The organism is Streptomyces sp. NBC_01335 (assembly GCF_035953295.1).
Lineage (GTDB): Bacteria > Actinomycetota > Actinomycetes > Streptomycetales > Streptomycetaceae > Streptomyces.
Window position 1 is genome coordinate 3,681,926 of record NZ_CP108370.1, and the last position, 23,031, is coordinate 3,704,956.

Below are 23,031 nucleotides of genomic sequence, written 5' to 3' on the forward strand. Positions count from 1 at the left end.
CGGCCGTCCCAGGAAGCCCGACCGTCCGGAGCAAGCAGGTCCGCGACCGTCACCGGGGCAGCGCGAACTCGCACCAGACGGCCTTGCCCCCACCGGGGGTGCGGCGGCTCCCCCAGGACGAGGCAACCGCCGCGACGATCGCGATGCCGCGCCCCGACTCGTCCCCGGGCTCGGCTCTCCGGCGGCGCGGCAGGTGGTCGTCCCCGTCCGTCACCTCGATGATCAGCCGCCGGTCGGTGCGCCGCAGTCCCAGGCGCGTCGGCGGGGTGCCGTGCTGGAGCGAGTTGGCGACCAGCTCGCTCGCGGCGAGCACCCCACGGTCGCGCAGGTCGTCCGGGAAGCGCCAGGAGGTCAGCACCCCGGTGGCGAAGGCGCGGGCGCGCGGCGCCGCCTCCACGCCCCCGAGCAGGTCGAGCGAGGCGTTGTGGAACAGCTCCGCGTCCGCCCCCTTGCGGGCGGGGTGCTGGACCACCAGGACCGCCACGTCGTCGTCGTGCTCGGCGGTCACTCCGAGGGAACGGATCAGCCGGTCGCAGACGACCTGCGGGGAACCCTTCGCACCGGACAACGCCCGGCCGAGCGCGGCCACCCCCTCGTCGATGTCCTCGCTGCGTCGTTCCACCAGGCCGTCGGTGTAGAGGACGGCGGTCGAGCCGGGCGGCAGCGCGATCGTGCCGGAGGTGTGGATCCAGCCGCCGGTACCGAGCGGCGGACCGGTCGGGTCCTCGGCCACGCGCACGGTCCCGTCCTCGTCGGACACGAGGATCGGCAGGTGCCCGGCGGAGGCGAAGACGAGGTGGCCCTCGTTGGGGTCGTGCACCGCGTAGACGCAGGTGGCGATCTGGGTGGCGTCGATCTCGGCGGCCAGACCGTCGAGCAGCTGGAGCACCTCGTGCGGGGGCAGGTCGAGGCGGGCGTACGCGCGCACCGCCGTGCGCAGCTGGCCCATGACGGCGGCGGCGCGGACCCCGCGGCCCATCACGTCGCCGATGACGAGGGCGGTACGGCCGGCGCCGAGGGTGATGACGTCGTACCAGTCGCCGCCGACCGCCGCGTCCGTGCCGCCGGGCTGGTAGGTGGCGGCGATCCTGAGGTCGTCCGGCTGCTCCAGCTCCTGCGGGAGCAGCGAACGCTGGAGCGTGACGGCCATCTCGCGGTGGCGGCGTTCGCTGGTGCGGAGGCGTTCGGCCGCTTCGGCGTGGTCGGTGACGTCGGCGGCGTGCACCAGCACCCCGCCGTGCGTCCCGCCGTCCGGGGCGTCGGCGCCGTCGGTGCCCCAGGGGGCGACGGGGGTGCAGGTCACGGTGTACGAGCCGCCGCCGAGGGTCCGGCGCGACTTCACCGTGCGCGGGGTGCCGCTGCGCAGGACCTGGTCCATCAGGGGCAGCACGCTGAGTTCCGCCAGCTCGGGCATGGCCTCGGCCGCGGGCGTTCCGAACGGGCGGGGGCCGAAGGCCGTCTCGTAGGCGGCGTTGACGTACGCCACCCGGTGGTCGGGTCCCTGGAACAGGGCCACGGGCGCGGGGAGCCGGCCGAGGATCTCGCGGGCGGGCAGGTCGTCGAGGATCGGCACGGTGCCGGACGCACCGGCGGGGACGCCGGCGGGGGTGCTCCCCGACGTGCTGTCGGACGTACCGCCGGACGTGGCGTCGGGTCCCGGCGGTGGGCCGGTGGGCGACGGCTTGTCGGGGGCCTGCGGTACGGCGGCGTCACCCGGCGCGGCGGGGCCCTGCGACCGTGCGTACTCGGCCCGGGCAGCGGGGACGGAACCGCGGTCGTCCCGGGCGGCGGCGCGACGCTGCGTTCCGGGAAAACGGGCGCTCCAGCGCGTGAAGTTCACGTATCTCTGGCCTCGTGTGTCGGTCTGGTCCGCTCGGGCTGGCTGCTTCTGCTGCGTCTCTGCTCCGCGTCCGCCACGTCGTCGGCCGCGCGGCGGTGCGGCGGGGCTCCGGTGCTCTCACGTCCGCCGCAACCGGCTCCGCGTCCTCGGCCGGGGTCAAGGGCGGGGGCGCGGCCCGGGGAATCACGGCAGGGCCTGGTCGTGCTGTCGATGCGACGTCGCGGTTCGCCGGTAGCCGCGTCGGTGTCCGCCAGGGGTCAGGCCGGCGTTCGCCTCTGGTCACGGTCGACCGGGTCACTCTGTGCAGATGTGGACGTACCTATGGTCACACGTCCAGTGTGACGGAGCGTACTGACAGTCGTCATTCGGCCGTCGGTACGGGTCCGCGGCACGTCCGTCCGCCCGGAGCTTCCGGACGGGGTGACGCATGCGCCTGCCTCGGGCGTTCCGGGGCCGCACAGGGTGGCGGGCTCGTGCTGACACGGTAGGGCGCCGGTCCGGCATCGGTACGACGGGATCTCGTGCCGCCCCGGAACGGGGGACGGCGGGTGGACCCGTCCCCGTACGGGGGCCCGCGTGTGGGTGGGCGGTCAGCCCGGCGGCTCCTGGGGCTCGTGGGGCGCGTCGCCGGTAGCGGGGGGCCGGCGGGGAGGCGGGGTGCGGTGGGCGCCCGCGCCCCCGGCCGCCAGCTCGAACTCGGCGCGGGGATGCTCCAGCGACCCGAGGGAGACGATCTCGCGGGTGAAGAGCCCGGACAGGATCCATTCGGCAAGGACGCGCGCCTTCCGGTTGAAGGTCGGTACCCGGCTGAGGTGGTACGCCCGGTGCACGAACCAGGCGGGGTAGCCCTTCAGCCTCCGCCCGAAGACGTGGGCGACTCCCCGGTGCAGGCCGAGGGAGGCCACCGAGCCGGCGTACGCGTGCCGGTAGTCGGTGAGCGGGCGCCCTTCGAGAGCGGCGACGACGTTGCCCGCCAGGACCTTCGCCTGGCGGACGGCGTGCTGGGCGTTGGGCGCGGTCACGGCACGCGGGTCCGGCGCCGTCAGATCGGGGACCGCCGCCGCGTCGCCCGCGGCCCAGGCGTGCCGGGTACCGGCGATCCTGAGGTCGGCGGTGCAGCGCAGCCGGCCCCGTTCGGTGACCGGGAAGCCGGTGGCGGCGACGAGCGGCGCGGGTTTCACCCCTGCGGTCCAGACGAGCGTGCGGGTGGGAAGGCGGGAGCCGTCGCTCAGTACGGCGACGCGGTCCTCGCAGGACTCCAGACGGGTGTCGAGACGTACGTCGACATTGCGTCCGCGCAACTCCCGCACGGCGTACGTGCTCATGGCCTCACCGACCTCCGGGAGGATGCGCCCGGTCGCTTCGACGAGAATCCATCTCAGGTCGTCGGGGCGGATGTTGTGGTAGTACCGCGCGGCGTAGCGGGCCATGTCCTCGAGTTCGGCGAGTGCTTCCACCCCGGCGTACCCCCCGCCGACGAAGACGAAGGTGAGAGCCGCGTCGCGGAGGGCCGGATCGCGGGTGGCCGAGGCGATGTCCATCTGCTCGATGACGTGGTTGCGCAGGCCAATGGCCTCCTCCACCGTCCTGAACCCGATGCCGGACTCGGCGAGTCCGGGGATCGGGAGCGTCCGCGCGACGGAGCCGGGGGCGAGGACCAGCTCGTCGTACGGCATCTCGACCGCACCGTCGCCGTGCCTGCCGGTGGCGAGGGTGCTCACGGTGGCGGTCCGCTCCGCGTGGTCGATGCGGTGCACCTCGCCGATGACGATGCGGCACAGTCCCAGGACGCGGCGGAGCGGTACGACGACGTGCCGGGGCGAGAGGGAGCCGGCGGCCGCTTCGGGGAGGAACGGCTGGTAGGTCATGTAGGGGTCGGGCGTGACGACCAGGATCTCGACCTCGCCGCTCCTCAGCCCGCGCTTCAGCTTCTTCTGGAGGCGCAGCGCCGTGTACATCCCGACGTAGCCTCCGCCGACGACGAGAATGCGCACACCTGGCCTGCTGCCGGGGGCCGTTCCCCGGGATTCTGGAGCCATCACCATCCCATGACGCACCGGAGTCGCGAGTTTGTCCACAGGCCCTGCAAATTGTGTGACCGCCAAGCTCCGGCGCGACGGCTCACTACCCGTCAGGTATGGCGCGGCAGCCTCGCAGGTCAGGCGGGGGAGGAGGGGGCGCGCGCAAGGGCGGAAACAGGAACGATCGGGTCCTTGCTCCGATCGAGGGGCGCTCCGTGCGGAACTGCCCCTTCTGAATTGCCCCCCGCTCAACTATGTTCGTAGCCGATCGGGGTGGGGGATGGGGAAGTTCGACACTCCTCCTCTCCGGTCCACATGGTGGGGAAGTCTCCGGGGGGAGACGTCATAACCGGGGGAAGTCATGCACATTCAGGATTCGCATGGGCAGGTTGCCGTCCCGACCTCGGCCGAGGCCGTCGCACGGCTCAGCACACCGGGAGGGCTCGCCGTCGTCGAGTCGTCCCGCCCGGCCGGAGCGGGCTCCGGCCCGGGTACGACCGGCTCAGTCGTCACGTCGTTCGGTCCGGCCGTCGTGCCGACGACAGGTTCGGTGACCGGTCCGGTGACCGGTTCCGTCGTGGGGACGCCGGCTCGTTCCGCGCCGCTCCGCGTGGACGCGCAGCGGAATCTGGAGCACGTCCTGCGCGCGGCGCGGGAGGTCTTCGGTGAACTGGGGTACGGCGCCCCGATGGAGGACGTGGCCCGCCGCGCACGGGTCGGCGTGGGGACCGTCTACCGCCGGTTTCCCAGCAAGGACGTCCTGGTACGGCGAATAGCCGAGGCCGAGACGGCTCGGCTGACGGAGCAGGCACGCGCCGCGCTCGGCCAGGAGGACGAGGCCTGGTCCGCGCTCTCCCGTTTCCTCCGGACGTCGGTGGCGTCCGGAGCGGGCAGGCTGCTGCCGCCGCAGGTGCTGCGCGTCGATGCTTCTTCGAAGGGCGAAGAGGTACTCCGAGCCGCCGGAGACGGTGGGGACGGGACGCGGGTACCGCAGCAGCGGCAGGTCGCCGCCTCGGCGGAGCTCCGCCAGGCGCCGCAGCGCACGGACGAGCCTGCGGACGGAGAGGAGTCGGGCACGGGCGAGTTGCTGGAGGTCGTGGGCCGACTCGTGGAGCGTGCCCGGGAATCCGGTGAACTGCGCGCCGATGTGACGGTGGCCGACGTGCTGTTGGTGATCGCCACCTCCGCACCTTCTCTGCCGGACCCGGCCCAGCAGTCCGCCGCCTCGGCACGGCTGCTCGACATCCTGCTGGAAGGACTGCGTTCACGGCCCGCGTGAAGGTGACGGTGAGCGGAAGCGTGAGTGGACCCGTCCCGTTCGGATGACCTCTCGCGCTCCCATTCGGTCGGACACCCCGGACGAGTGGAAGGTGGGGCTGAACCAGCGCGCAGCGCAAGGGCCGTGTGGCAGTGTTGCCCGGAATCGGGTTCACGCCAGGTACGGGGGCTTCCGCGATGAGCGGTGACGGCACACGGGAAGAGCCGCTCGACGGCGTCTCGGCCGAGGGCGGCGCCGAGGAAGGGACGGTCCCCTCACCGCGCCGGGCCCAGGTTCCCCCGCCGGGCGGCACGGACAGGCTGTCCGGCAGCGGCCCGTCGGGGACCGGCCCCTCGGACAACGGCCCCTCGGGCAAGAGTTCGTCGGGCAGCGGCTCGTCGGTGACGGGATCTCCCGGCGCGGGGTCGGCCACGGACGCGGGCGTGCCAGTCGCACGGCGGGAGCCGGGAGTACCGGGAGTACCGGGAGTACCGGCTCTGCCGGAGCACGGTGAGGAGCCTCCGGCGGCGAGCGGTGGCGGTACGGTGCTGCCCGGCCCCTGGTCCGTACCCTCGCAGCGCACGGGGCGGGGGGCCGCGACGGGGCTCACCGTGTCGGACGCCGAGCTGATCAGAGGCATGCGCTCCGGTGACGACCGGGCGTACGAGGAGCTGTTCCGGCGCCACTCCGGCGCCGTCCGACGCTACGCGCGCACCTGCTGCCGGGACGCGCACACTGCGGACGACCTGACGGCCGAGGTGTTCACCCGGACCCTTCAGGCGGTACGTGGCGGAAAGGGGCCCGAAGAAGCGGTCCGCGCCTATCTGATGACCGCGGTCCGGCACGTCGCCGCCGCCTGGACGAAGAGCGCGAGGCGCGAGCATCTGGTCGACGACTTCGCGGTGTTCGCCGCCGGGGCGGCGCGTACCTCCGAGCTGTCCGATGACGACACCCTCGACCCGGGCGCCGACGTCCGCGCGATGCACGAGGCCGAGCAGTCCATGGCCCTGCAGGCGTTCCGCAGTCTGCCGGAGCGCTGGCAGGCCGTGCTCTGGCACACCACCGTGGAGGAGGAGTCGCCGAGCGAGATCGCCCCGCTCTTCGGGCTGTCCGCCAACGCCACGGCGGTGCTCGCCGGCCGGGCCCGGGAGGGGCTGAAGCAGGCCTACCTCCAGGCACACGTCAGCCAGGCCCTGGTGGCGGGCGGGGACTGCGCGCGGTACGCCGACCGGCTCGGTGCGTACGCCCGGGGCGGCCTGCGGACGCGGGCGGAACGCGGACTCCGCAAGCACCTGGACGAGTGCGCCAAGTGCCGAGTGGCCGCCGGGGAGTTGCAGCAGGTCAACGCGGGGATTCCCGCGCTGCTGCCGATCGCCGTCATCGGCTGGTTCGCCGCCGCGTACTCGCTCAAGGCGGCGGGGGTCGCGGCGGGCGGAACGCTGGGCCTCGCCGGGGCCGGGGCGGCAGCCGCCGCGACCGGGACCGGCACGGCGGCCACCGGCGCGGCCTCGGCGGGAGGTGCGGCGGCGGGAGGCGCCGGTGGTGGTTCGGCGGCCGGAGGCGCTGTCGCGGAGGGGCTCGGCGCCCCCGTCAAGGTGGGCGTCGCGGCCACGGTGGCCATCGCGGCGGCGGCCGGACTGGTGTGGGCCCTGGCCGGCGACGACCAGCCGGAGCCGGTGGCGAAGCCCCCGGTGGCGGTGGCCTCGGTCCCGTCCGTCGCGCCCCCGCCCGAGCCGCCCTCGCCGACGCCGCCGCCCCCCGCGCCCTCGCCGTCCGTCACGCCGGAGCCGACCCCGGCGGCCGCGCCGCCGCCCTCGCCGTCCCCGCCCGCCCCGAAGCCCTCCGCCCCGGCCGTTCCGCGTACGCCGTCGCCCACCCCGCCCGCCGAGGAGCCACCCGCCCCGGGGCCCTCCCCCGCTCCCACCGAGGAACCCGCACCGAAGGCACCCGCGCCCGAGGTCCACCGGTTCAGCGAGCTGCGCTACGACCTCCTGGGGGACGGGTCCGGACCCACGGTGGAGCTGCGCGGGAGCAGCCCGATCTGGCAGCGCCGGAGCCTGTCGATCGCCTCCACCCCGTACGCGCACGGGGTGACGGTGGGCGGCCGTTCGTCGGTGGTCGTCCGGCTGGACGGGCGCTGCACCCGCTACGAGGCGATGGCCGGCATCGACGACCTGGCGCTGGGCCTGGGCGCGGTGCGCTTCTCCGTCCTCAGCGGCGCAGGCGGCGAAAGCGGCGGTGCGGGAGGCGGAGACGGCGGGGGCGCGGTGCTGTGGACCTCCGGGACCGTGCGGGCGGGCTCCCCCGCCGTACCGGTGAGCGTTCCGCTGGACGGACTGTTGGCGGTGCGCCTGGTCGTCGAGTCCGCCCGGCCGTTCGGCGGGGTGACGATGGCCGACTGGGCCGATTCCCGGTTCACCTGCCGGTAGCGGACCGGGGCTCGGGACAGCGCTTACGAGGCGCTGCCTGCGGGACAGGGCCTGCGGGACACCGCTTACGCGACACCACCGCCCGAGGGCCGGCGCACGAAAGCCGCTGCACGAGGGCCGTCCCGCGACGGAGCCGCCGCACGAAGAATGCCGCCGCACCAGCACCGCCCCGCAACAGGGCCGCCGCACCAGCACCGTCCCGCGACGGAGCCGCCGCACCAGCACCGTCCCGCGACGGAGCCGCCGCACCAGCACCGTCCCGCGACGGAGCCGGCGGCCCTCACGCCTGGAGCGAGCGGCGCGCGACCGGGAGGACGCCTCCCGCGACGGCCCGGCTGCGCGGTGCCGCCGTCCCGGTCCAGCAGGTGCCCCGGCGGACCATCAGGCGGCGGAGCCAGAGCTCCGTGGAGGCGAGGTCCGCGAGCCCGTCGAGCGGCAGCGGTTCCCCGGCGGCGGCCGCGCGCAGCGCCTTGCGGACCACGCGGGCCTCGATCAGTCCGGCGTCGGCGAGCAGCGGGGCGTCGAACAGGTCCATCAACTCGGGGAGCGCCAGGCGGATTCCGGTGCGGTTCGCCTCCGTCGACCGCGCCAGCGACGGGGCGCCCCAGCCGGTGGGGAGTTCGTGGATGCCCGCGCCCGACAGGACCCGCCGCAGAATCGCGGCGCGCGCGCCCGGCTGGACCCGGAGCGACTCGGGCAGGGCACGGGCCGCCCGGACGACCTGGTTGTCGAGGAAGGGCGCGTGCAGCCGCTGGCCGCGGATGTCGGCGGCCTGCTCCAGGATGCGGTGGCCGGCGGCGGCGCGGGCGAGGGCCGCGCCCGCCCTGGCCTGGCCCGGGCGCTGCGCGGTGGCGGGGCGGATCGCCGCCTCCTGGAGCCGGACCGCCACCTGGGCGAGCGCCTCCCCGGTGAGCCAGCGGGCGGCAGGTCCGGGCCGGGACCAGGTGAGGGCGGCCAGCGAGGCGTCGGCGGGGGTGCTGCCGCGGCCGGTGGCGTCGAGGCCGGCCGGGTACCGGTTGGCCTCGGGCAGCAGTCCGGCGGCCGTCTCCAGGCCGGTGCGGTAGGAGGTGCGGGCCAGTCGGCGGGCGGCCCGGTAGACCGCGAGCGGGACGAACAGCGAGTGCGCGGAGGCGCCTTCGGCGCGGGTGAGCGCCGCGACGGGTCTCATCAGGTCGCGGCGACGGCGGTCCATGAGGAGGTCGGCCAGGCGGGCGGGGTGGGCGTCGAGCACCTGCCGGGCGCCGTACCCGACGAGGTGGTCCGCGCTGCCGGCGGCGAGTCGGCGGCGGTGGCGTTCGGCGACGACGAGGGAGGGCGCCGGCTCGTCGGTGATCACCGCGTTCTCCACCGAGAGGTCCGCGTAGGGGAGGGCTTCCTCGCCCGCGGGGACCACCACGTGGTGCAGGCGCGGGTTGGCGGCGATGGCGCGGGCGCGGGCGAGTTCGTCCTCGTCGCCGCGGGTGGTGAGGTCGTTGAAGGTGACGGCGAGGAGCCGCTCCCCCGCACCGGTGCCGTGGCCGAGGACCGTACCGGGGAGGCCGGGCAGTCCGGCGGCGAGGAGGGCGAGGGTCGCGGAGGCGCTGCCGCCGGAGAGGTCGGCCCCGATGCCGGGTACCGGCCCCCGGCCCCGGGCGGCGCGGCGGTCGGCGGGCCCCATGCCGGGGACGGGCCCGGGGTCCTGCGGCCCGGTTTCCGGGGCGTGGCGGGGAGCGGTGAGCCGGGCGCGTACGGCTTCGACGAGGGCGTCCCGTACGCCTTCCACCGCGTGGACGGGGTCGGCCTGCGGGGCGGCGACGGCGAGGGAGGCGACGGGCTCGTACCCGGTGATCTCGCGGGAGCCCTCCCGGAGGATGAGGGCGTGGCCGGGCGGGATGCGCTTCACCCCTTCGTACGGGGTGCCGTCGCCGAGTGCCTCCGGGGTCTCGGGGCAGGCCAGCAGGGCGGCCAGGTGCCCGATGTCGAGCTGGGCCTCGATGAGGTCGGCGAGCGGCAGCGCGGCGGTGGCGTACGCGGTGCCGCCGGCCCACGGGGTGTGGAAGACGGGGCGGGCGCCGGCGAGGTCCCCGGCGACGGTGATGCGCCGTCCTATCTGCACGACGACCGTGTAACTGCCGGGCCAGGCGGTGAGATGGCGCAGGGCGCCGCCGCGCGCGGAGAGGAGTCCGACGCGCAGTTGCTCGTCGGTCGCCCCGCAGCAGCCGAGTACCGCGAGCCGGGTGGTGGGTGCGCCTACCGTGGTCGCGGCGTCGATGAGCCGGATCTCGTCGGGGCGCCAGTCGCCGACCGCCCACAGCGGATCGGGGTCTCCCCACAGGAGTTGGGAGCCCACCGGATGGACCGTGCGCCCCTCGCCGCCCGCGCCGGCCCCGCCCACCGTGCCGAAGCTCGCGGCGATACTGCTCCACCCCACCAACCAACGCATCGCCGCCTCCACAGGCTGTGGACTGACGGCGCACATGGTCCGTTGGAACGCCGCTGCGGGACATGCTGCCACGACTGCGACGGCCGGGAGGGGGTACGCGCGGCGCACGCCGGAAGAGCATGCGCCCCTGGCATGAGCCGGGGGGCCTCGGGCGGAGCCGCCCCTGCCAACGGAAGTATGGCTTCCGTTTGTTGGGGATCCGTTGGCGCAACCACCGGCGTCTCGACCGCACCCACCCCACCCCGCACCCGCCGCCGCGCGGCTTCGCGCCCCCCGCGCGCCCCCTGCGGGCGCCGCCCACCAGGTCGCCAGGACGGTTCCGCCGCCGTACCCTCAGGCGCAATCAAGCCACCGGAGGAGCGCTCTCGCGGCGGATTCCAACGGATCAGCGACCGTCGATAATCAGCCATTCTTCGCTGACGGGACATCGGCACCGCCCCGCGCCCGCCCCCACGCCCCGCCGTTCCGCGCCCCGGCCGGGCGCGCGTTCCCGGCGCGCGCCCGGAGGTTCCACGCGTCGCCCGCGCCCGGCGGCCGGCCCCCGAGGGCCCCGTCCGGCGCTCGGCCCGGGAGATGGCGCGCACCTCCCGGGCCGGTCCGCCGCCCGCGGGGAATGGGGCGGCAGTGTCCCCCAGCCCGCCGAGTCCAGTGCGGCGGGCCGACCCACGCAGGGTCCATGGAAGCGCTTCGACAGCGGCCCGGCGAGAGCGCACGGCCGGGCGCACGGCCACACGGCCGGGGCACATCCGGCACCCTTCCCCGCCGCCGCCGGCCCCCCGGGCAGCCACCGCACGACCCCCGGCGCGGGCCACAATCCCGCCATCCGAACCCATGCCCCTTAACGGTAGGGATGCGGAGAACTACGCTGGGTTTACCGATGGTCTCAGCACGGCGGCATATTCCTCGGGGTTCGGCCACATGCGTGTGCGCCCGGCCTCGGAAGTCCGCCGCGAGGAGGTCTCCGGTACGAATGCCGCGCGCCGCCCCCGGTGACGCGGCGGCTGTCTGTGTGTCGAGGGGTGGCGCATGTCCAGGGAGCAACGCGGGCCGAACGAGAAGCTCGGCACGGTTCTCGCCCTCGCGGGAATCAGCAACGCCGGGCTCGCCCGGCGGGTCAACGACCTCGGAGCACAGCGCGGTCTGACACTTCGCTACGACAAGACCTCGGTGGCCCGATGGGTCGCCAAGGGCATGGTGCCGCAGGGCGCGGCGCCGCATCTCATCGCCGCCGCGATCGGGGCCAAGCTGGGCCGGCCTGTCCCGCTGCACGAGATCGGTCTCGCCGACGCGGACCCGGCGCCCGAGGTCGGCCTCGCCTTCCCGCGCGACGTGGGCGAGGCGGTGCGCTCCGCCACGGAGCTGTACCGCCTGGACCTCGCCGGGCGCCGCGGCGGCAACGGCATCTGGCAGTCGCTGGCGGGTTCCTTCTCGGTGAGCGCCTACGCGACGCCCGCCTCGCGCTGGCTGATAACCCCTGCCGACCCCTCGGTCGCCCGGGACTCCGCGGCGGCGCGGACCGCGCTCCTCGGCGGCCCGTCGGCGGCCCGTCCGGCGCCCGCCGCGGCTCCGTCGCCGAGCGGCCCGCTGCTGCCCGGCGGGCACGGGACGGTCCCGGTGCAGCCGGGTCCCGAGTCCGTGGCGGACGCCTCGCCGCTTCGGGTCGGCCACAGCGACGTCGCCAAACTGCGCGAGGCGGCCCAGGACGCGCGCCGCTGGGACTCCAAATACGGCGGCGGGGACTGGCGTTCGTCGATGGTCCCGGAGTGCTTACGGGTGGACGCGGCGCCGCTGCTGCTCGGTTCGTACAGCGACGAGGTGGGGCGTGCGCTGTTCGGCGCCTCCGCCGAACTGACCCGGCTGGCCGGGTGGATGGCCTTCGACACCGGCCAGCAGGAGGCCGCCCAGCGGTACTACATCCAGGCGCTGCGGCTCGCCCGGGCCGCCGCCGACGTCCCGCTCGGCGGGTACGTCCTGGCGTCGATGTCGCTCCAGGCGACGTACCGGGGCTTCGCCGACGAGGGGGTCGATCTCGCGCAGGCGGCGGTCGAGCGCAACCGGGGTCTGGCGACGGCCCGGACGATGAGCTTCTTCCGGCTGGTGGAGGCGCGCGCCCACGCGAAGGCCGGGGACGCCCCGGCGGCCGGGGCGGCGCTGCGCGGGGCGGAGAGCTGGCTGGAGCGGTCGCGGCCGGGGGACGCCGATCCCTCGTGGCTCGGCTTCTACTCGTACGACCGGTTCGCCGCCGACGCCGCCGAGTGCTACCGCGACCTCAAGGCGCCCCGCCAGGTGCGCAGGTTCACGGAGCTGGCGCTGTCGAAGCCCACCGAGGAGTTCGTCCGCTCGCACGGGCTGCGGCTCGTCGTCTCGGCCGTCGCCGAGCTGGAGTCGGGCAACCTCGACGCCGCCTGCGCCGCCGGGACCCGCGCGGTGGAGGTCGCGGGGCGGATCTCCTCCGCCCGGACCACCGAGTACGTGCGCGATCTGCTGCACCGCCTCGAACCGTACGGGGACGAGCCGCGCGTCGCCGAGCTGCGCGAGCGGGCCCGGCCCCTGCTGGTGGCCCCCGCCTGACGGCTCGGTTCGGGCCCCGTCGGGGGCTCGTCTTCGGGGCTGCCCACCACGACCCGCGCCACGTCCCCGCCCCGTCCGGGGTTTGATCCGGTTGTCAGCGGGTCAGTGCACTATCGGGGTGGGAGGTGGCGTGATGAGGACGCACGCGGACTACGACTACGACTGCGACGTGCTGGTGATCGGCGGCGGGATCGTCGGTCTGTCGACGGCGTACGCGCTCACGCGCGCGGCGCCGGGCACCCGGGTCACGGTGCTGGAGGAGGCGCACGACCCCGCCGAGCACCTCGCGGGACCGGGCGGCGGGCTGATCCACAGCGGTGTCCACCACCGCCGGAGCTCCCTCACAGCCCGGTTCGCCGCGCGCGGCGGCGGCGAGATGACCGAGTTCTGCGCCCGGCACGGCATCGCCCACACCGTCGCCGGGAAGCTGATCGTGGCCACCGACCGCTCCGAGCTCCCCCGGCTGCACGCCCTGGCGCAGCGCGGCCGGGAGCACGGGCTGCCGGTGCGCGAGCTGGGCCCGGCGCAGATCGCGGAGTACGAGCCCGGGGTGCGCGGGCAGGCGGCGATCCGGGTCTCCACCACCGGGGTCTGCGACGCGGCGGGGGTCCTCGCGGCGCTCGCGGGCGAGGTCGTCGCCGCCGGGTCGGTCGTCCGGTGCGCGGCACGGGTGACCGCCGTGGACCGGCGGCCCTGGGGCGTCGCGGCCCGCACGGCGGACGGGACGGTGGTCCGCGCCCGGGCCCTGGTCAACGCCGCGGGCCCGGGGAGCGACCGGGTGGCCCGGCTCGCGGGCGACGAACCGGGCGTACGCGTCGTACCCGTCCGGGACACGTACGTCGAACTGCGCAGGCCGGAGCTGGTACGCGGAGTGGTCCATCCGGTGCCGCACCCGGGGCACCCGTTCCTCGGGGCGCAGCTGGTCCGGGGCATCGTCCGGTCCGTCGACGGCACGGTCCACGTGGGGCCGGTCGGCGCGACGGCGCCCGGGCGGCCCGTGCCGCCCGTCCACCCCGGCGGACTGCTCTCCGCGCTGACCCGGCCCGCCTCCTGGCGGACCGCGCGCCGGCCGGAGGGGTACGCACGGGACGGGGCGCGCCTCGTCGGGGCCGGTGCGGTGCTGTCGGCGGAGCGGACGGACGTGAGCGGGCGGACCGATCGGGACGGGCGCCCCTGGCAGGCCGGTCGGAGCGGTCGGGATGTCCGGGACGTCCGGTCGGACTCGACGGGGGCGGTGGTGACGGCCGCGCTGCGGCGGCTGCTGCCCGACGTGACCGAGGAGGACCTGGGCCCGGCGCGCACCACCGTGCGCGCCCAGGCGGTGCACGGCGACGGCACTCCGGTCGAGGACTTCCTGATCCGTGAGGCCCCGCACACCGTGCACGTGCTCCACGCCCCCGCGGACGCCGCGCTGGCCACGGCGTTGCCGGTGGGGCGGGAGATCGCCCGGCGGGTGCTGGCTCCGGCGCAGGGGGCGGGGTGGAGGCCGCCCGCCGTAGAATCGGGGCATTGTGTCTGAGCAGCCCCTGAACCCCAGCACGGAGCCCGGCGCGCACGACGAGACCGCCGAGACCCCCGCCATGAACGCAGCCGCGACCGCGGATGTGACCGCGGACGTCGACGCGGCCGCGAGCACCACCGAGGACCCGGACGACGTGGCGGCCTCCGCCGCGGAAGCCTCCGACGCGGAAGCGGCCGACGCCGCCGCCCGCCGGGCCGCCTCCTTCGACCGGCAGCGCCGGTTGCGCCAGGAGCCGCGTTTCCCCGGCGGCCCGGCCGCCGACCCGGCCGGCTCGCACCACGAGCGCCGCATCCGCAGCTTCCAGCCGCGCCGCAGCCGGGTCACGGTGGGCCAGCAGGACGCGCTGGAGCGTCTCTGGCCGCAGTGGGGCTTCGACATCGACGGCCTGAGCGTGCTCGACCTGGACCAGGTGTTCGGCGGGCTGCCGGTCGTGCTGGAGATCGGGTTCGGCATGGGCGAGGCCACCGCCCGGATGGCGGCGGACGACCCGGCCACGGGCATCCTCGCCGTCGACGTGCACACCCCGGGCCAGGGCAACCTCCTGCGCCTCGCCGACCAGGCCGGCTCGACCAACGTGCGGGTCGCCAACGGCGACGCGATCATCCTGCTCCGCGAGATGCTGAAGCCGGAGTCCCTCGACGGCCTGCGGGTGTACTTCCCCGACCCGTGGCCCAAGGTCCGCCACCACAAGCGGCGGCTCATCCAGCCGGACTTCCTGGACCTGGTGGCGGGGCGGATGAAGCCGGGCGCGGTGATCCACTGCGCGACCGACTGGGAGCCGTACGCGGAGCAGATGCTGGAGGTGCTGACCGCGCACCCCCGGTTCGAGAACACCCGGCCCGACGGCGGCTACGCCCCGCGTCCCGCGTTCCGGCCGCTGACCCGGTTCGAGGGGCAGGGCCTGGACAAGGGCCACGTCGTGCACGACCTGCTGTTCGCCAGGGTCTGAGCGGTCCGGTAGCCCGCCGGCCCCGCGACCGGGGGCCGGGCGGGAACCTCCTGGTCGTTTGTCGGTCCCGCTCGTTAGGGTCGGGACATGTCCGCCGGGTCAGAGCAGCACCAGCAGTCCCAGCCCGCCGTCCCCGTGCTCGAGGAGCAGCGGATCGGCGAGATCCTGGGCGCCGTCCCGGAGCGCGCCCACTGGCGCTACCGCCCGCGCCGCGTCGGGATGGTGTGGCGCAGCAAGGCGTTCCGCGCGGGCGCGGTGATCGTCACGCTGGCCATCTGCGGGCTGCTCATCCTGGCGCTCGTGCGCAGGGAGACCGGCACCGAGGGGTTCCTCGTCGGTCTCGGGCTCGCGGTGCTGCCGGTGCCGCTCCTGATGGCGGCGTTCCGCTGGCTGGACCGGGTCGAACCGGCGCCCTGGCGGAATCTGCTGTTCGCCTTCGCCTGGGGTTCGTGCGCGGCGGCGCTGGTCGCGATCGTCGCGAACTCCTACGCGACGTACTGGATAGCCAACCTCTCGGCGGACCCCTCCGGCGCCGACACCCTGGGCGCCACGGTCGTCGCGCCGATCGTCGAGGAGAGCGCCAAGGGCGCCGCCGTGCTGATGCTCTTCCTGTTCCGCAGACGGGAGTTCAGCGGGGTCGTCGACGGGATCGTGGCGGCGGGCTTCACCGCGACCGGGTTCGCGTTCAGCGAGAACATCCTCTATCTCGGCAGCGCCTTCGGCCAGGACCGGCAGCTGGGGACGGTGGGCATCGCCTCGGTGACGGTCGGCACCTTCTTCGTGCGGATCGTCCTGTCGCCCTTCGCGCACCCGGTGTTCACCACGCTCACGGGCATCGGCTTCGGCCTCGCCGCCGCCGGGCGCCGCCGCAGGGTCCGCCGAATCGCGCTGCCGCTGCTGGGGCTGGGGCTGGCGATGGGCATGCACGCCCTGTGGAACGGTTCGGCGAGCTGGCGCCCGTACGGCTTCTACCTGGTCTACGGCGTCTTCATGATGCCGGTGTTCGGGCTGCTGACCTGGCTGGCGATCTGGTCGCGCAGGCGGGAACTGCGGACGCTCACCGCCGAGTTCCCGGCGTACGCGGTGGCCGGCTGGCTCACCCCGGCCGAGCCGCTCGCGCTGGGCTCGATGCGTGCCCGGGGCATGGCGCGTGACCTGGCGCGGCACTGGCACGGCGCGTCGGACCGGGCCAGGGGCCGGGCGGCGGCCCGTGTCGTCGCGGAGTACGAGTCGTTCGCGACCTCGCTGGCAGCGCTGCGGCGGGACGCCCGGCGCGGTGCGGTGGGCGCCGACTTCGCCGCGCGCGAGCAGGAGTTGCTGCACCACCTGTGGGAGCGCCGGGACGTCGCGGCCCCCGCGCTGAGCCAGGCGGCCCGCAGCGTGTTCCGCCCGGCCGTCCGCCGCCCGCTGCCCGTCCCGTACGGCCCCGGAGCGCACGCGGCGCACGGAGCCCACTCAGCGCACGGCGCGCACGGAGCCCACGGCGCGCACGCGGCCCGGGGCTACGCACCCCCGGCGCCATACGGAACCGGTCCGGCATCCCCGTACGCCCCCGGGCCGCAAGCCACCCCGGCTCCGGCTCCGGCTCCGGCTCCGGCTCCGGCTCCGGCTCCGGCTCAAGAACAGCCGCCTCCGCACCGGCGGTACGGCGGGCACAACCCCTATCTGCACCCGCCGCAGTAGCGCCTCTCGTCCGGGTCGGGCTGGGTTCAGGCGGAGGCTTCGGTGAGCCGGTCCAGGTCCTCGTCGGTCAGCGTGAGGTCGGCGACCGCGAGCAGTGCGGGGAGCTGTCCGGGCGTACGGGCCGAGGCGATCGGCGCCACGACCGTGGGGCGGGACGCGAGCCAGGCCAGCGCGACCGTGGCGATCTCGGCCCCGTGCGCCTCGGCGACGGCGTCGAGCGCGCTCAGCACCTTCTGCCCCCGCTCGGATTCCAGGTGCGCTCCGGCCTTCTCGGCGCGGGCGCTCTCCACCCGCGTACCGGGCCGGTACTTGCCGGTGAGGAAGCCGGATGCCAGCGCGAAGTACGGGACCGCGCCGAGACCGGTCTCGGCGGCGAGGTCCTGCGCGGGGCCCTCGTAGGTGTCGCGGGAGACCAGGTTGTAGTGCGGCTGGAGGGCGACGTAGCGGGCCAGTCCCTCGCGCTCGGAGAACGCGAGCGAGGCGCGCAGGCGCTCGGGGCTGATGTTGGAGGCGCCGATCTCGCGGACCTTGCCCTCCTTCACCAGCTGGTCGAGGGTGGTGACGATCTCCTCCACCGGGACGCTCTCGTCGTCGTAGTGCGTGTAGTAGAGGTCGATGTAGTCGGTGTCGAGCCGCCGCAGGGACTCCTCCACCGCGCTCTTGACCGTGCCGGTGGCGAGCCCCCGGTACTCGGGGTGGGCACCGACCTTGGTGGCGACGACGACGTCGGCGCGGTTGCCGCGGGCCTTGAGCCACTTGCCGATCAGCGTCTCGGACTCGCCGCCCTGATTGCCGGGGACCCAGGCCGAGTACGCGTCGGCGGTGTCGACGAAGTTGCCGCCGGCCGCGGTGTAGGCGTCGAGGACCGCGAAGGACTGGGCCTCGTCGGCGGTCCAGCCGAAGACGTTGCCGCCGAGGGCGAGGGGGAAGACCTCGATGCCGGACGTTCCGAGCTTGCGGAGAGAAGAAGTCATGAAGGGTTCAACGGTGCGGGCGGAGGGCCGTATTCCGGCCAGGGGCTCCGATCGCGGCCGCCACCGCCCGGGGCTCGCTCCTCGCGCGCCGTCGACGGCCCCGCCCGGGTCGCGCTCCTCGCGCGCACTGCGCGTCCGTGCTCCGGGTGGAAGGAGAACCGTGGGTGGAGAGAGAACCGGCAGCCCTGACGCCCTGGGGGGGGTAGAGCGTCGAGGCTGCCGGGGTTCGGGGGACGCGGAGCGTCAGATCGTGAGGCCCTTGTCGGTCAGCCAGGTCATCGGGTCGATGCCGGTGCCGTCCGGGGTGTGGACTTCGAGGTGGAGGTGCGGGCCGGTGACGTTGCCGGTGGCTCCGACGCGGCCGATGGTGTCGCCCGTGCTGACCTGCTGGCCGACGACCACGTCCATGGAGGACTGGTGGCAGTACCAGATCTCCGTACCGTCGTCGAGCTCCAGAACCGTGCGGTAGCCGTACGAGCCCGACCAGCCCGCGGACTTGACCGTACCGCCGTGCACGGCCTTGACCGGAGTGCCGGTCGGCGCGGCGAAGTCCAGCCCGGTGTGCTGCCCGGAGGCCCACATCGTGCCGGCCTCGCCGAAGGTGGAGGTGATCGTGTACGAGGAGGTGGGGAGCGAGTAACTGGCGGCGAGCTTGGCGAGCCGCTCGGCCTCGGCCTTCTTCGCCGCGGCCTCCTCGGCCGCCTTCTTCTCCGCGGCGGCCTTCGCCTCCGCCTCGTCCTGCTGCTTCTTCGCCTCGGTGGCGGCCTTGGTGGCGGCCGCCGCCTCCTCGGCCGCCTTCGCGTCCGCGTCGGCGGCGGACTGCTGCTGCTCGGCCTGCTGGAGGATGCGGGCGCGCAGGGCCTCGCCCGCGTCGGTGGCACCCTGCTCGGTCTCGGCCGTGGTGAGCCCGGCCGTGGTGAACGGCGCGGCCGCCGCCACCGGCTCGGGGGTGTTGTCGGACTCGACCGCGGTGATCAGTGCGCCCAGCCCGGGAACGGACTTGGCGTCGGGAAGGTTGTCCGCGAGCGAATCGGGAAGAGAGATGGAGACCGGCGGCTTGCTCTGCGCGGTGGCCATGCCGCCCGCACCGACGGCCGCGATGACGCCGACCCCGAGGACGGTGGAACTACGCGCGAGACCGCGCTGCTTGGCCACGCGGTGCCGGCCGCGTACGGGGCGGAGGGAATCCTCGGTGGGGTTCCATTCCTCCCACGCCTTGTCGGAGTCGCCGGGGGACCCGAAACCGTCGAGGGTGGCAAAAGGTGACGGGGCTTCGGGGGCAGGCTGGTTGGACGCCACGGAGGCGCACTCCTTTCCTTCCTTCTCGCCTACCGGGTTAGCTGACGGGTTCGGAGCAGGAAGGTCTCCTACGGGCTCCTGGCGTCTCCGAGGAGACACAGGTGTCCGATTCACCCCAAGAAGTGGTTCCCCGGTTCCCTTGCGGAATTCGGCGCTCGCGCACGGCGCCGTCTCTGACGACGGCTGGGACGACCGCGCTGCGTTATCGAACGTTAATAGACAGACGGCTCCGATTCCAAGCCGTTCCCCTTGATCATTCCCGCTTGAGGGCGGGATTTACCAGGGCATATCACCACTCATCAGGGCGACTTGCGGACAGTCGGTGCGCCCATCCTTTTCTGACGGTGTGTCATATGTTATCGAGCGGCACCGGTCTGCTACGGACCGTCGTCGCATCCGCCCGACGGGCCCGGGCGCACTCCGGGCAGGCTCGGGGGAACCTCGGGGGCGATGCCCCGCGGACCCGCGTCAGCCCCTCCCCCGGCCCACGATCGGCACGGTGGTCCGGCGCTCCGGCTGGTCCTCCGCCGGCCGGGCGACCGCGAGCAGCGCCAGGTCGTCCGTGGAGCGGCCACCGGTGTGCAGCCGGACGTCGTCGGTGAGCGCCGTCAGCAGCTCGTCGGGCCCCGGGAAGATCCGCCCGCGCAGCCGCTGGGCCGGGTCGTAGAACACGCCCGCCCGGTCGCGTGCCTCGGAGAGCCCGTCCGTGTAGGTCAGCAGGGTCGCACCCGGCGGGAGGTCCCACTCGTCCACCTGGTCCGGCCAGGCGCCCAGCGCCATGCCGAGGGGCAGCGCGGGCATGCTCGGCCGCAGCACGTCCAGCGCCCCTCCGGCATGGAGCAGCAACGGTTCGGGGTGGCCCCGGTTGACGATCCGCAAGGTCGCGGCGCCCTCCGGGATCTCGGCGAGCACCGCGGTCACGAACCCCTCCACCGGGTCCAGTCCCCCGCGCCGTGCGGCGTCCCTGGCCAGCGCCCGTTCCAGCCGCTGCGCCACCCCCTCCAGCGACTCCTCCTGCTCGGCCGCCTCCCGGAAGGCGCCGATGATCACCGCCACCGCCTCGACCGCGTCGAGCCCCTTGCCCCGTACGTCGCCGAGCACGAGGCGTACGCCGTACGGGGTGTCCGCGACGGCGAAGAGGTCGCCGCCGACGTACTCGTCCGCCTGCGCCGCCTCGTACCGCGCGGCGACATGGAGCCCGCCGACCCGCTCGGCCGGGACGGGCAGCACCGCACGCATGGCGGTCTCCGCGATGATCCGGGCGGAGGCGAGCTGCTCGTTGCCGCGCCGTACGACTCCGTTGATGACGAGCGCCAGCACGGCCGTGGTGAAGACGGTGAGCGTCTCGATGATCGGGACGATCTGCCCGATGGTGCCCACGTAGACCCGCATCGCGATGACGGCGGAGAGCGAGGCGACACCGATCCGGATGGTGCCGGCCCGGGAGGCGAACGGCGCGGCGATCAGGGGGGCGGCGACGAACAGGGGCACCGCCGTGAAGCGGGGCGGTGAGGCGATGTCGAAGACGAGTCCGCCGGCGATGAGCAGGGCAGGCAGCATCCGTACGAAACGCCGGGCGCCCACACCCCCGGCCATCCAGCCATGCCCGTACAGCGGTTTCCCCACCTCTGCGCTTCTCCTGCCCTGTCCCGCCACGGGTGCGGAACCTACCGCGCCCTGCCCAGGCTGGCCCGAACCGCGCCGCGCGGCGACTCCTCGTCGTCCATAGGGGGGAGCGCACGACTCCCCTTCGAGCGCCCCCACCGCCGGCGTACGCCGGGTGGTCAGGACCGGCGAAGCGATGAGTTCCGCGCCGCGCGGCGACCCCTGCGCGCCGCGCACGGAAACGGCGGAGCGGCTGCCCCGGACGCCCGGGCGCCCGTCCACACGTTCGACCGAACGGCACGGACCGCGCAGGCGTGCGAGACATTTCCTGGATGGACCAGTTCATGCCCGGTACGACAGATCGTTATGCCCAGGGATCGCGTCCGCGCCCGCACGCGGGACCGGGCGGGCGACGAGCCCGCACGCACACGCAGAAACGACTCGGGCCCGGCACGCTGTGCGTGCCGGGCCCGGGCCTTCAGTAGCGGGGACAGGATTTGAACCTGCGACCTCTGGGTTATGAGCCCAGCGAGCTACCGAGCTGCTCCACCCCGCGTCGATGAACACAACTCTACGCCATCCTGAACGGGCTTCTGACCACCCCCGGCGTACCGCCGTCCGGGAAGCCGGCCACACCACCTCCGCCACGTGCGCCGGCAGGAGCGGACCAGCCGCCGGCGGACCGCGGAAAACACCGGCAACCACCCTCTCCGCACAGCCGGTTCGCCCCGCGAAGGCGTGGGCGCGACACCATCGCAAGTGCAGAGCACCACAGTTGGGCCCAAAACATCGCAGTGCAGGGCTCAACGGTGCTTTTGCATCAGGCAGTTGCCACACGTGCGCTTCTGGCCAAGGATATGGCTGCATCCCCCAGAACCGGCGGGCTGCTCGTGAGGACGCGTGCCCCCGAGGTGGCGGTTCCGCCCTGCCCCGGCGTCGGCCACGCGCCCCCGGTCCCGCATCGCAGCCCCTCCTGGAGGACTCCGCCATGACCACCTCTGCCACTCCCGCCCCTTCCGCCCCGTCGGACACATCGCTCGGGGCCCGGGTACGCACCTCGGCGGCGAGCGCGATCATCGGCGGAATCGCCGGGGCCGTGATGAGCGCGGTGGTGGTCTACTTCCTCATCGGCATGCCGGACGGCGCGGGCGCCAACGCCCTGAACAACGCGATATCCGGCCTGATCAGCGGCTTCCTGGCGGGCTTCATCGGACTGATGATCCACCAGAGCAAGGCTGCGTCGGCGACCCGGGCGGCCGCGGCCGAAGCCGCCGCGACGGCCGGCGCGACGGCGGATGCGGCGAGACCGGCGGCTGCCGCCGAGGCAGTCGCCACCGAGGCCGTCACCAGCGAGGCGGTCACCACCAAGGCGGTCACCACCGAGGCGGCCGAGGCCAAGGCCCCGACCGTCGCCTGACCCATCCCGGACCGCGAAGCACCCCGCCCCCGCCCGGCCACACGGCCCGGCGGGGGCGGCGTCACGTCCGGGCCCGTACGGCATACGACGGCAGGGCGGCAGACGACGGACGCCGGAGAACAGGCACCGGAGTACAGGCGCCGGAGGACAGGGCGGCACGCCGCGAACTCCCCGCGTTCCGGGGCCCGTTCGGCGGCGGCCCGGCGCCCCCGGGACTCCGCCTACGCCCGCTGCTCGACGGCGATCTCGTACGCGATCTCCCACCGAACGTCCGGCACCACGATGTCCGCGGTCTCGACCGGGCGGCCGTCGCTGTCGTAGAAGGTGCGCTCCATCTCGGTGATCAGGCCACCGATGCTGATGCCGAGGAGGTTCGCCTGCTCCTGGTTGGCGCGGGCCGGGCGCGGGATCTCGACGGCGCGCACGACGCGGACGCCGATCGACCGCATCCGTTCGACCACGCCGATCCCGGCGTGCGGGCCCATCTCGGGGAGCACGACCGGGGTGTCCCCGGTGATCGCCATCGGCTCCCAGCTCCTGGAGAGCTGGACGGGCAGCCCTTCCATGAGGAACTCGTAGTCGGTGACGACGCAGAGGTCACCGGGCTCGATGTCCAGCCGCTCCGCGATGCGCTCGGGCGCCGGCGTCCGGGCGGCGGACCTCGATTCCCATGTCCCCTCGTGGTCTTGGGCGTTGAGGACGGCACGGTAGGGCGAGGGGCTGTGACTCTCGGGCCGCTTGGTACGGATCATGCGCCCGCGCTCACGCGGCCTGCGGACGTAGGTACCGGACCCGGCACGGCCTTCGAGGATGCCCTCGATGGTGAGCCGCTCCATGGCACGCTGCGCGACGGATGCGCCGACCCCGTACTCCTTGGCGATGCGGGCGCGGCTGGGCAACTTGTCGCCCACGGCCCACTCGCCCGACCGAATGCGGTCACGGAGAGCGTCGGCCACCTGAAGGTAAGGGGTGTCGCGAGGCATATGCACAGCTCCCAGCCGTGGAAGTCGGACATTGACAAAGCTAACCCATCAGGTCGAA

General features: G+C 74.5%; 14 protein-coding genes, 1 tRNA gene and 1 riboswitch. Of the genes, 7 read left to right on the plus strand and 8 right to left on the minus strand.

The window, feature by feature from the left end; genetic code table 11:
* Positions 1-49 precede the first annotated feature (49 nt).
* Positions 50-1,840 carry an ATP-binding SpoIIE family protein phosphatase gene (locus OG599_RS15840; RefSeq protein ID WP_327176627.1) on the minus strand — a complete coding sequence of 597 codons (1,791 nt, stop codon included), beginning with the start codon at positions 1,838-1,840 and terminating at the stop codon, positions 50-52.
* 590 nt (positions 1,841-2,430) lie between these two features.
* Complete coding sequence (locus OG599_RS15845) at positions 2,431-3,834, minus strand: NAD(P)/FAD-dependent oxidoreductase (RefSeq protein ID WP_442809436.1); 1,404 nt, start codon at positions 3,832-3,834, stop codon at positions 2,431-2,433.
* Positions 3,835-4,222: 388 nt separating this feature from the next.
* Between OG599_RS15845 and OG599_RS15850 the strand changes: the two genes are divergently transcribed.
* Both OG599_RS15850 and OG599_RS15855 read left to right on the plus strand, forming a co-directional pair.
* Positions 4,223-5,140 (plus strand): TetR/AcrR family transcriptional regulator, encoded by a 918-nt coding sequence (locus tag OG599_RS15850; RefSeq protein ID WP_327176629.1) that lies wholly within the window; start codon positions 4,223-4,225, stop codon positions 5,138-5,140.
* A gap of 176 nt (positions 5,141-5,316) precedes the next feature.
* Positions 5,317-7,548: a sigma-70 family RNA polymerase sigma factor gene (locus tag OG599_RS15855; protein ID WP_327176630.1), complete on the plus strand. Its 2,232-nt coding sequence runs from the start codon at positions 5,317-5,319 to the stop codon at positions 7,546-7,548.
* Positions 7,549-7,828: 280 nt separating this feature from the next.
* On the opposite strand, the gene OG599_RS15860 is transcribed toward OG599_RS15855, so the two are convergent.
* A complete protein-coding gene (locus tag OG599_RS15860; protein ID WP_327176631.1) occupies positions 7,829-9,970 on the minus strand; it encodes an asparagine synthase-related protein in 2,142 nt (713 codons plus the stop codon).
* A gap of 1,026 nt (positions 9,971-10,996) precedes the next feature.
* Between OG599_RS15860 and OG599_RS15865 the strand changes: the two genes are divergently transcribed.
* The 4 genes from OG599_RS15865 (at position 10,997) to OG599_RS15880 (ending at position 16,695) form a co-directional block, all read left to right on the plus strand.
* Positions 10,997-12,541: a sporulation protein gene (locus OG599_RS15865; RefSeq protein ID WP_327176632.1), complete on the plus strand. Its 1,545-nt coding sequence runs from the start codon at positions 10,997-10,999 to the stop codon at positions 12,539-12,541.
* A gap of 133 nt (positions 12,542-12,674) precedes the next feature.
* Positions 12,675-14,060: an FAD-dependent oxidoreductase gene (locus tag OG599_RS15870; RefSeq protein WP_327176633.1), complete on the plus strand. Its 1,386-nt coding sequence runs from the start codon at positions 12,675-12,677 to the stop codon at positions 14,058-14,060.
* Complete coding sequence (gene trmB / locus OG599_RS15875) at positions 14,053-15,012, plus strand: tRNA (guanosine(46)-N7)-methyltransferase TrmB (RefSeq protein ID WP_327176634.1); 960 nt, start codon at positions 14,053-14,055, stop codon at positions 15,010-15,012. The genes OG599_RS15870 and trmB overlap by 8 nt, the downstream gene beginning before the upstream one ends.
* Before the next feature lie 87 nt (positions 15,013-15,099).
* Positions 15,100-16,695, plus strand: a complete 1,596-nt coding sequence (locus tag OG599_RS15880; RefSeq protein WP_327176635.1) for a PrsW family intramembrane metalloprotease — start codon at positions 15,100-15,102, stop codon at positions 16,693-16,695.
* Positions 16,696-16,721: 26 nt separating this feature from the next.
* Here the strand turns inward: OG599_RS15880 and OG599_RS15885 are convergent, their stop codons facing one another.
* The 4 genes from OG599_RS15885 to OG599_RS15900 all read right to left on the minus strand — a co-directional run bounded on the left by OG599_RS15885 (position 16,722) and on the right by OG599_RS15900 (position 21,129).
* On the minus strand, positions 16,722-17,669 hold the full coding sequence (locus OG599_RS15885) for an aldo/keto reductase (protein ID WP_327176636.1): 948 nt from the start codon (positions 17,667-17,669) through the stop codon (positions 16,722-16,724).
* 243 nt (positions 17,670-17,912) lie between these two features.
* Positions 17,913-18,968, minus strand: coding sequence for a M23 family metallopeptidase (locus OG599_RS15890; protein WP_327176637.1), 1,056 nt, complete (start codon positions 18,966-18,968; stop codon positions 17,913-17,915).
* Positions 18,969-18,979: 11 nt separating this feature from the next.
* Positions 18,980-19,132, minus strand: a riboswitch (cyclic di-AMP (ydaO/yuaA leader).
* A gap of 304 nt (positions 19,133-19,436) precedes the next feature.
* A complete protein-coding gene (locus OG599_RS15895; protein WP_327180055.1) occupies positions 19,437-20,564 on the minus strand; it encodes a PP2C family protein-serine/threonine phosphatase in 1,128 nt (375 codons plus the stop codon).
* A gap of 491 nt (positions 20,565-21,055) precedes the next feature.
* Positions 21,056-21,129 (minus strand) — tRNA-Met (locus tag OG599_RS15900).
* Between the two features lie 432 nt (positions 21,130-21,561).
* Between OG599_RS15900 and OG599_RS15905 the strand changes: the two genes are divergently transcribed.
* Entirely contained in the window at positions 21,562-21,990 is a 429-nt protein-coding gene (locus tag OG599_RS15905) for a hypothetical protein (RefSeq protein WP_327176638.1), read from the plus strand.
* Positions 21,991-22,211: 221 nt separating this feature from the next.
* On the opposite strand, the gene OG599_RS15910 is transcribed toward OG599_RS15905, so the two are convergent.
* On the minus strand, positions 22,212-22,973 hold the full coding sequence (locus OG599_RS15910; protein ID WP_327176639.1) for a GntR family transcriptional regulator: 762 nt from the start codon (positions 22,971-22,973) through the stop codon (positions 22,212-22,214).
* Positions 22,974-23,031: the final 58 nt, after the last annotated feature.

What these genes read in the sequence shown, in the direction of transcription:
- OG599_RS15855 (WP_327176630.1), top strand. Translation starts at nt 5,317, where the DNA reads ATGAGCGGTGACGGCACACGGGAAGAGCCGCTCGACGGCGTCTCGGCC.
- OG599_RS15910 (WP_327176639.1), bottom strand. Translation starts at nt 22,973, where the DNA reads ATGCCTCGCGACACCCCTTACCTTCAGGTGGCCGACGCTCTCCGTGAC.
- OG599_RS15880 (WP_327176635.1), top strand. Translation starts at nt 15,100, where the DNA reads ATGTCCGCCGGGTCAGAGCAGCACCAGCAGTCCCAGCCCGCCGTCCCC.
- OG599_RS15865 (WP_327176632.1), top strand. Translation starts at nt 10,997, where the DNA reads ATGTCCAGGGAGCAACGCGGGCCGAACGAGAAGCTCGGCACGGTTCTC.
- OG599_RS15870 (WP_327176633.1), top strand. Translation starts at nt 12,675, where the DNA reads ATGAGGACGCACGCGGACTACGACTACGACTGCGACGTGCTGGTGATC.
- OG599_RS15905 (WP_327176638.1), top strand. Translation starts at nt 21,562, where the DNA reads ATGACCACCTCTGCCACTCCCGCCCCTTCCGCCCCGTCGGACACATCG.
- OG599_RS15895 (WP_327180055.1), bottom strand. Translation starts at nt 20,564, where the DNA reads ATGGCCGGGGGTGTGGGCGCCCGGCGTTTCGTACGGATGCTGCCTGCC.
- OG599_RS15885 (WP_327176636.1), bottom strand. Translation starts at nt 17,669, where the DNA reads ATGACTTCTTCTCTCCGCAAGCTCGGAACGTCCGGCATCGAGGTCTTC.
- OG599_RS15860 (WP_327176631.1), bottom strand. Translation starts at nt 9,970, where the DNA reads ATGCGTTGGTTGGTGGGGTGGAGCAGTATCGCCGCGAGCTTCGGCACG.
- OG599_RS15850 (WP_327176629.1), top strand. Translation starts at nt 4,223, where the DNA reads ATGCACATTCAGGATTCGCATGGGCAGGTTGCCGTCCCGACCTCGGCC.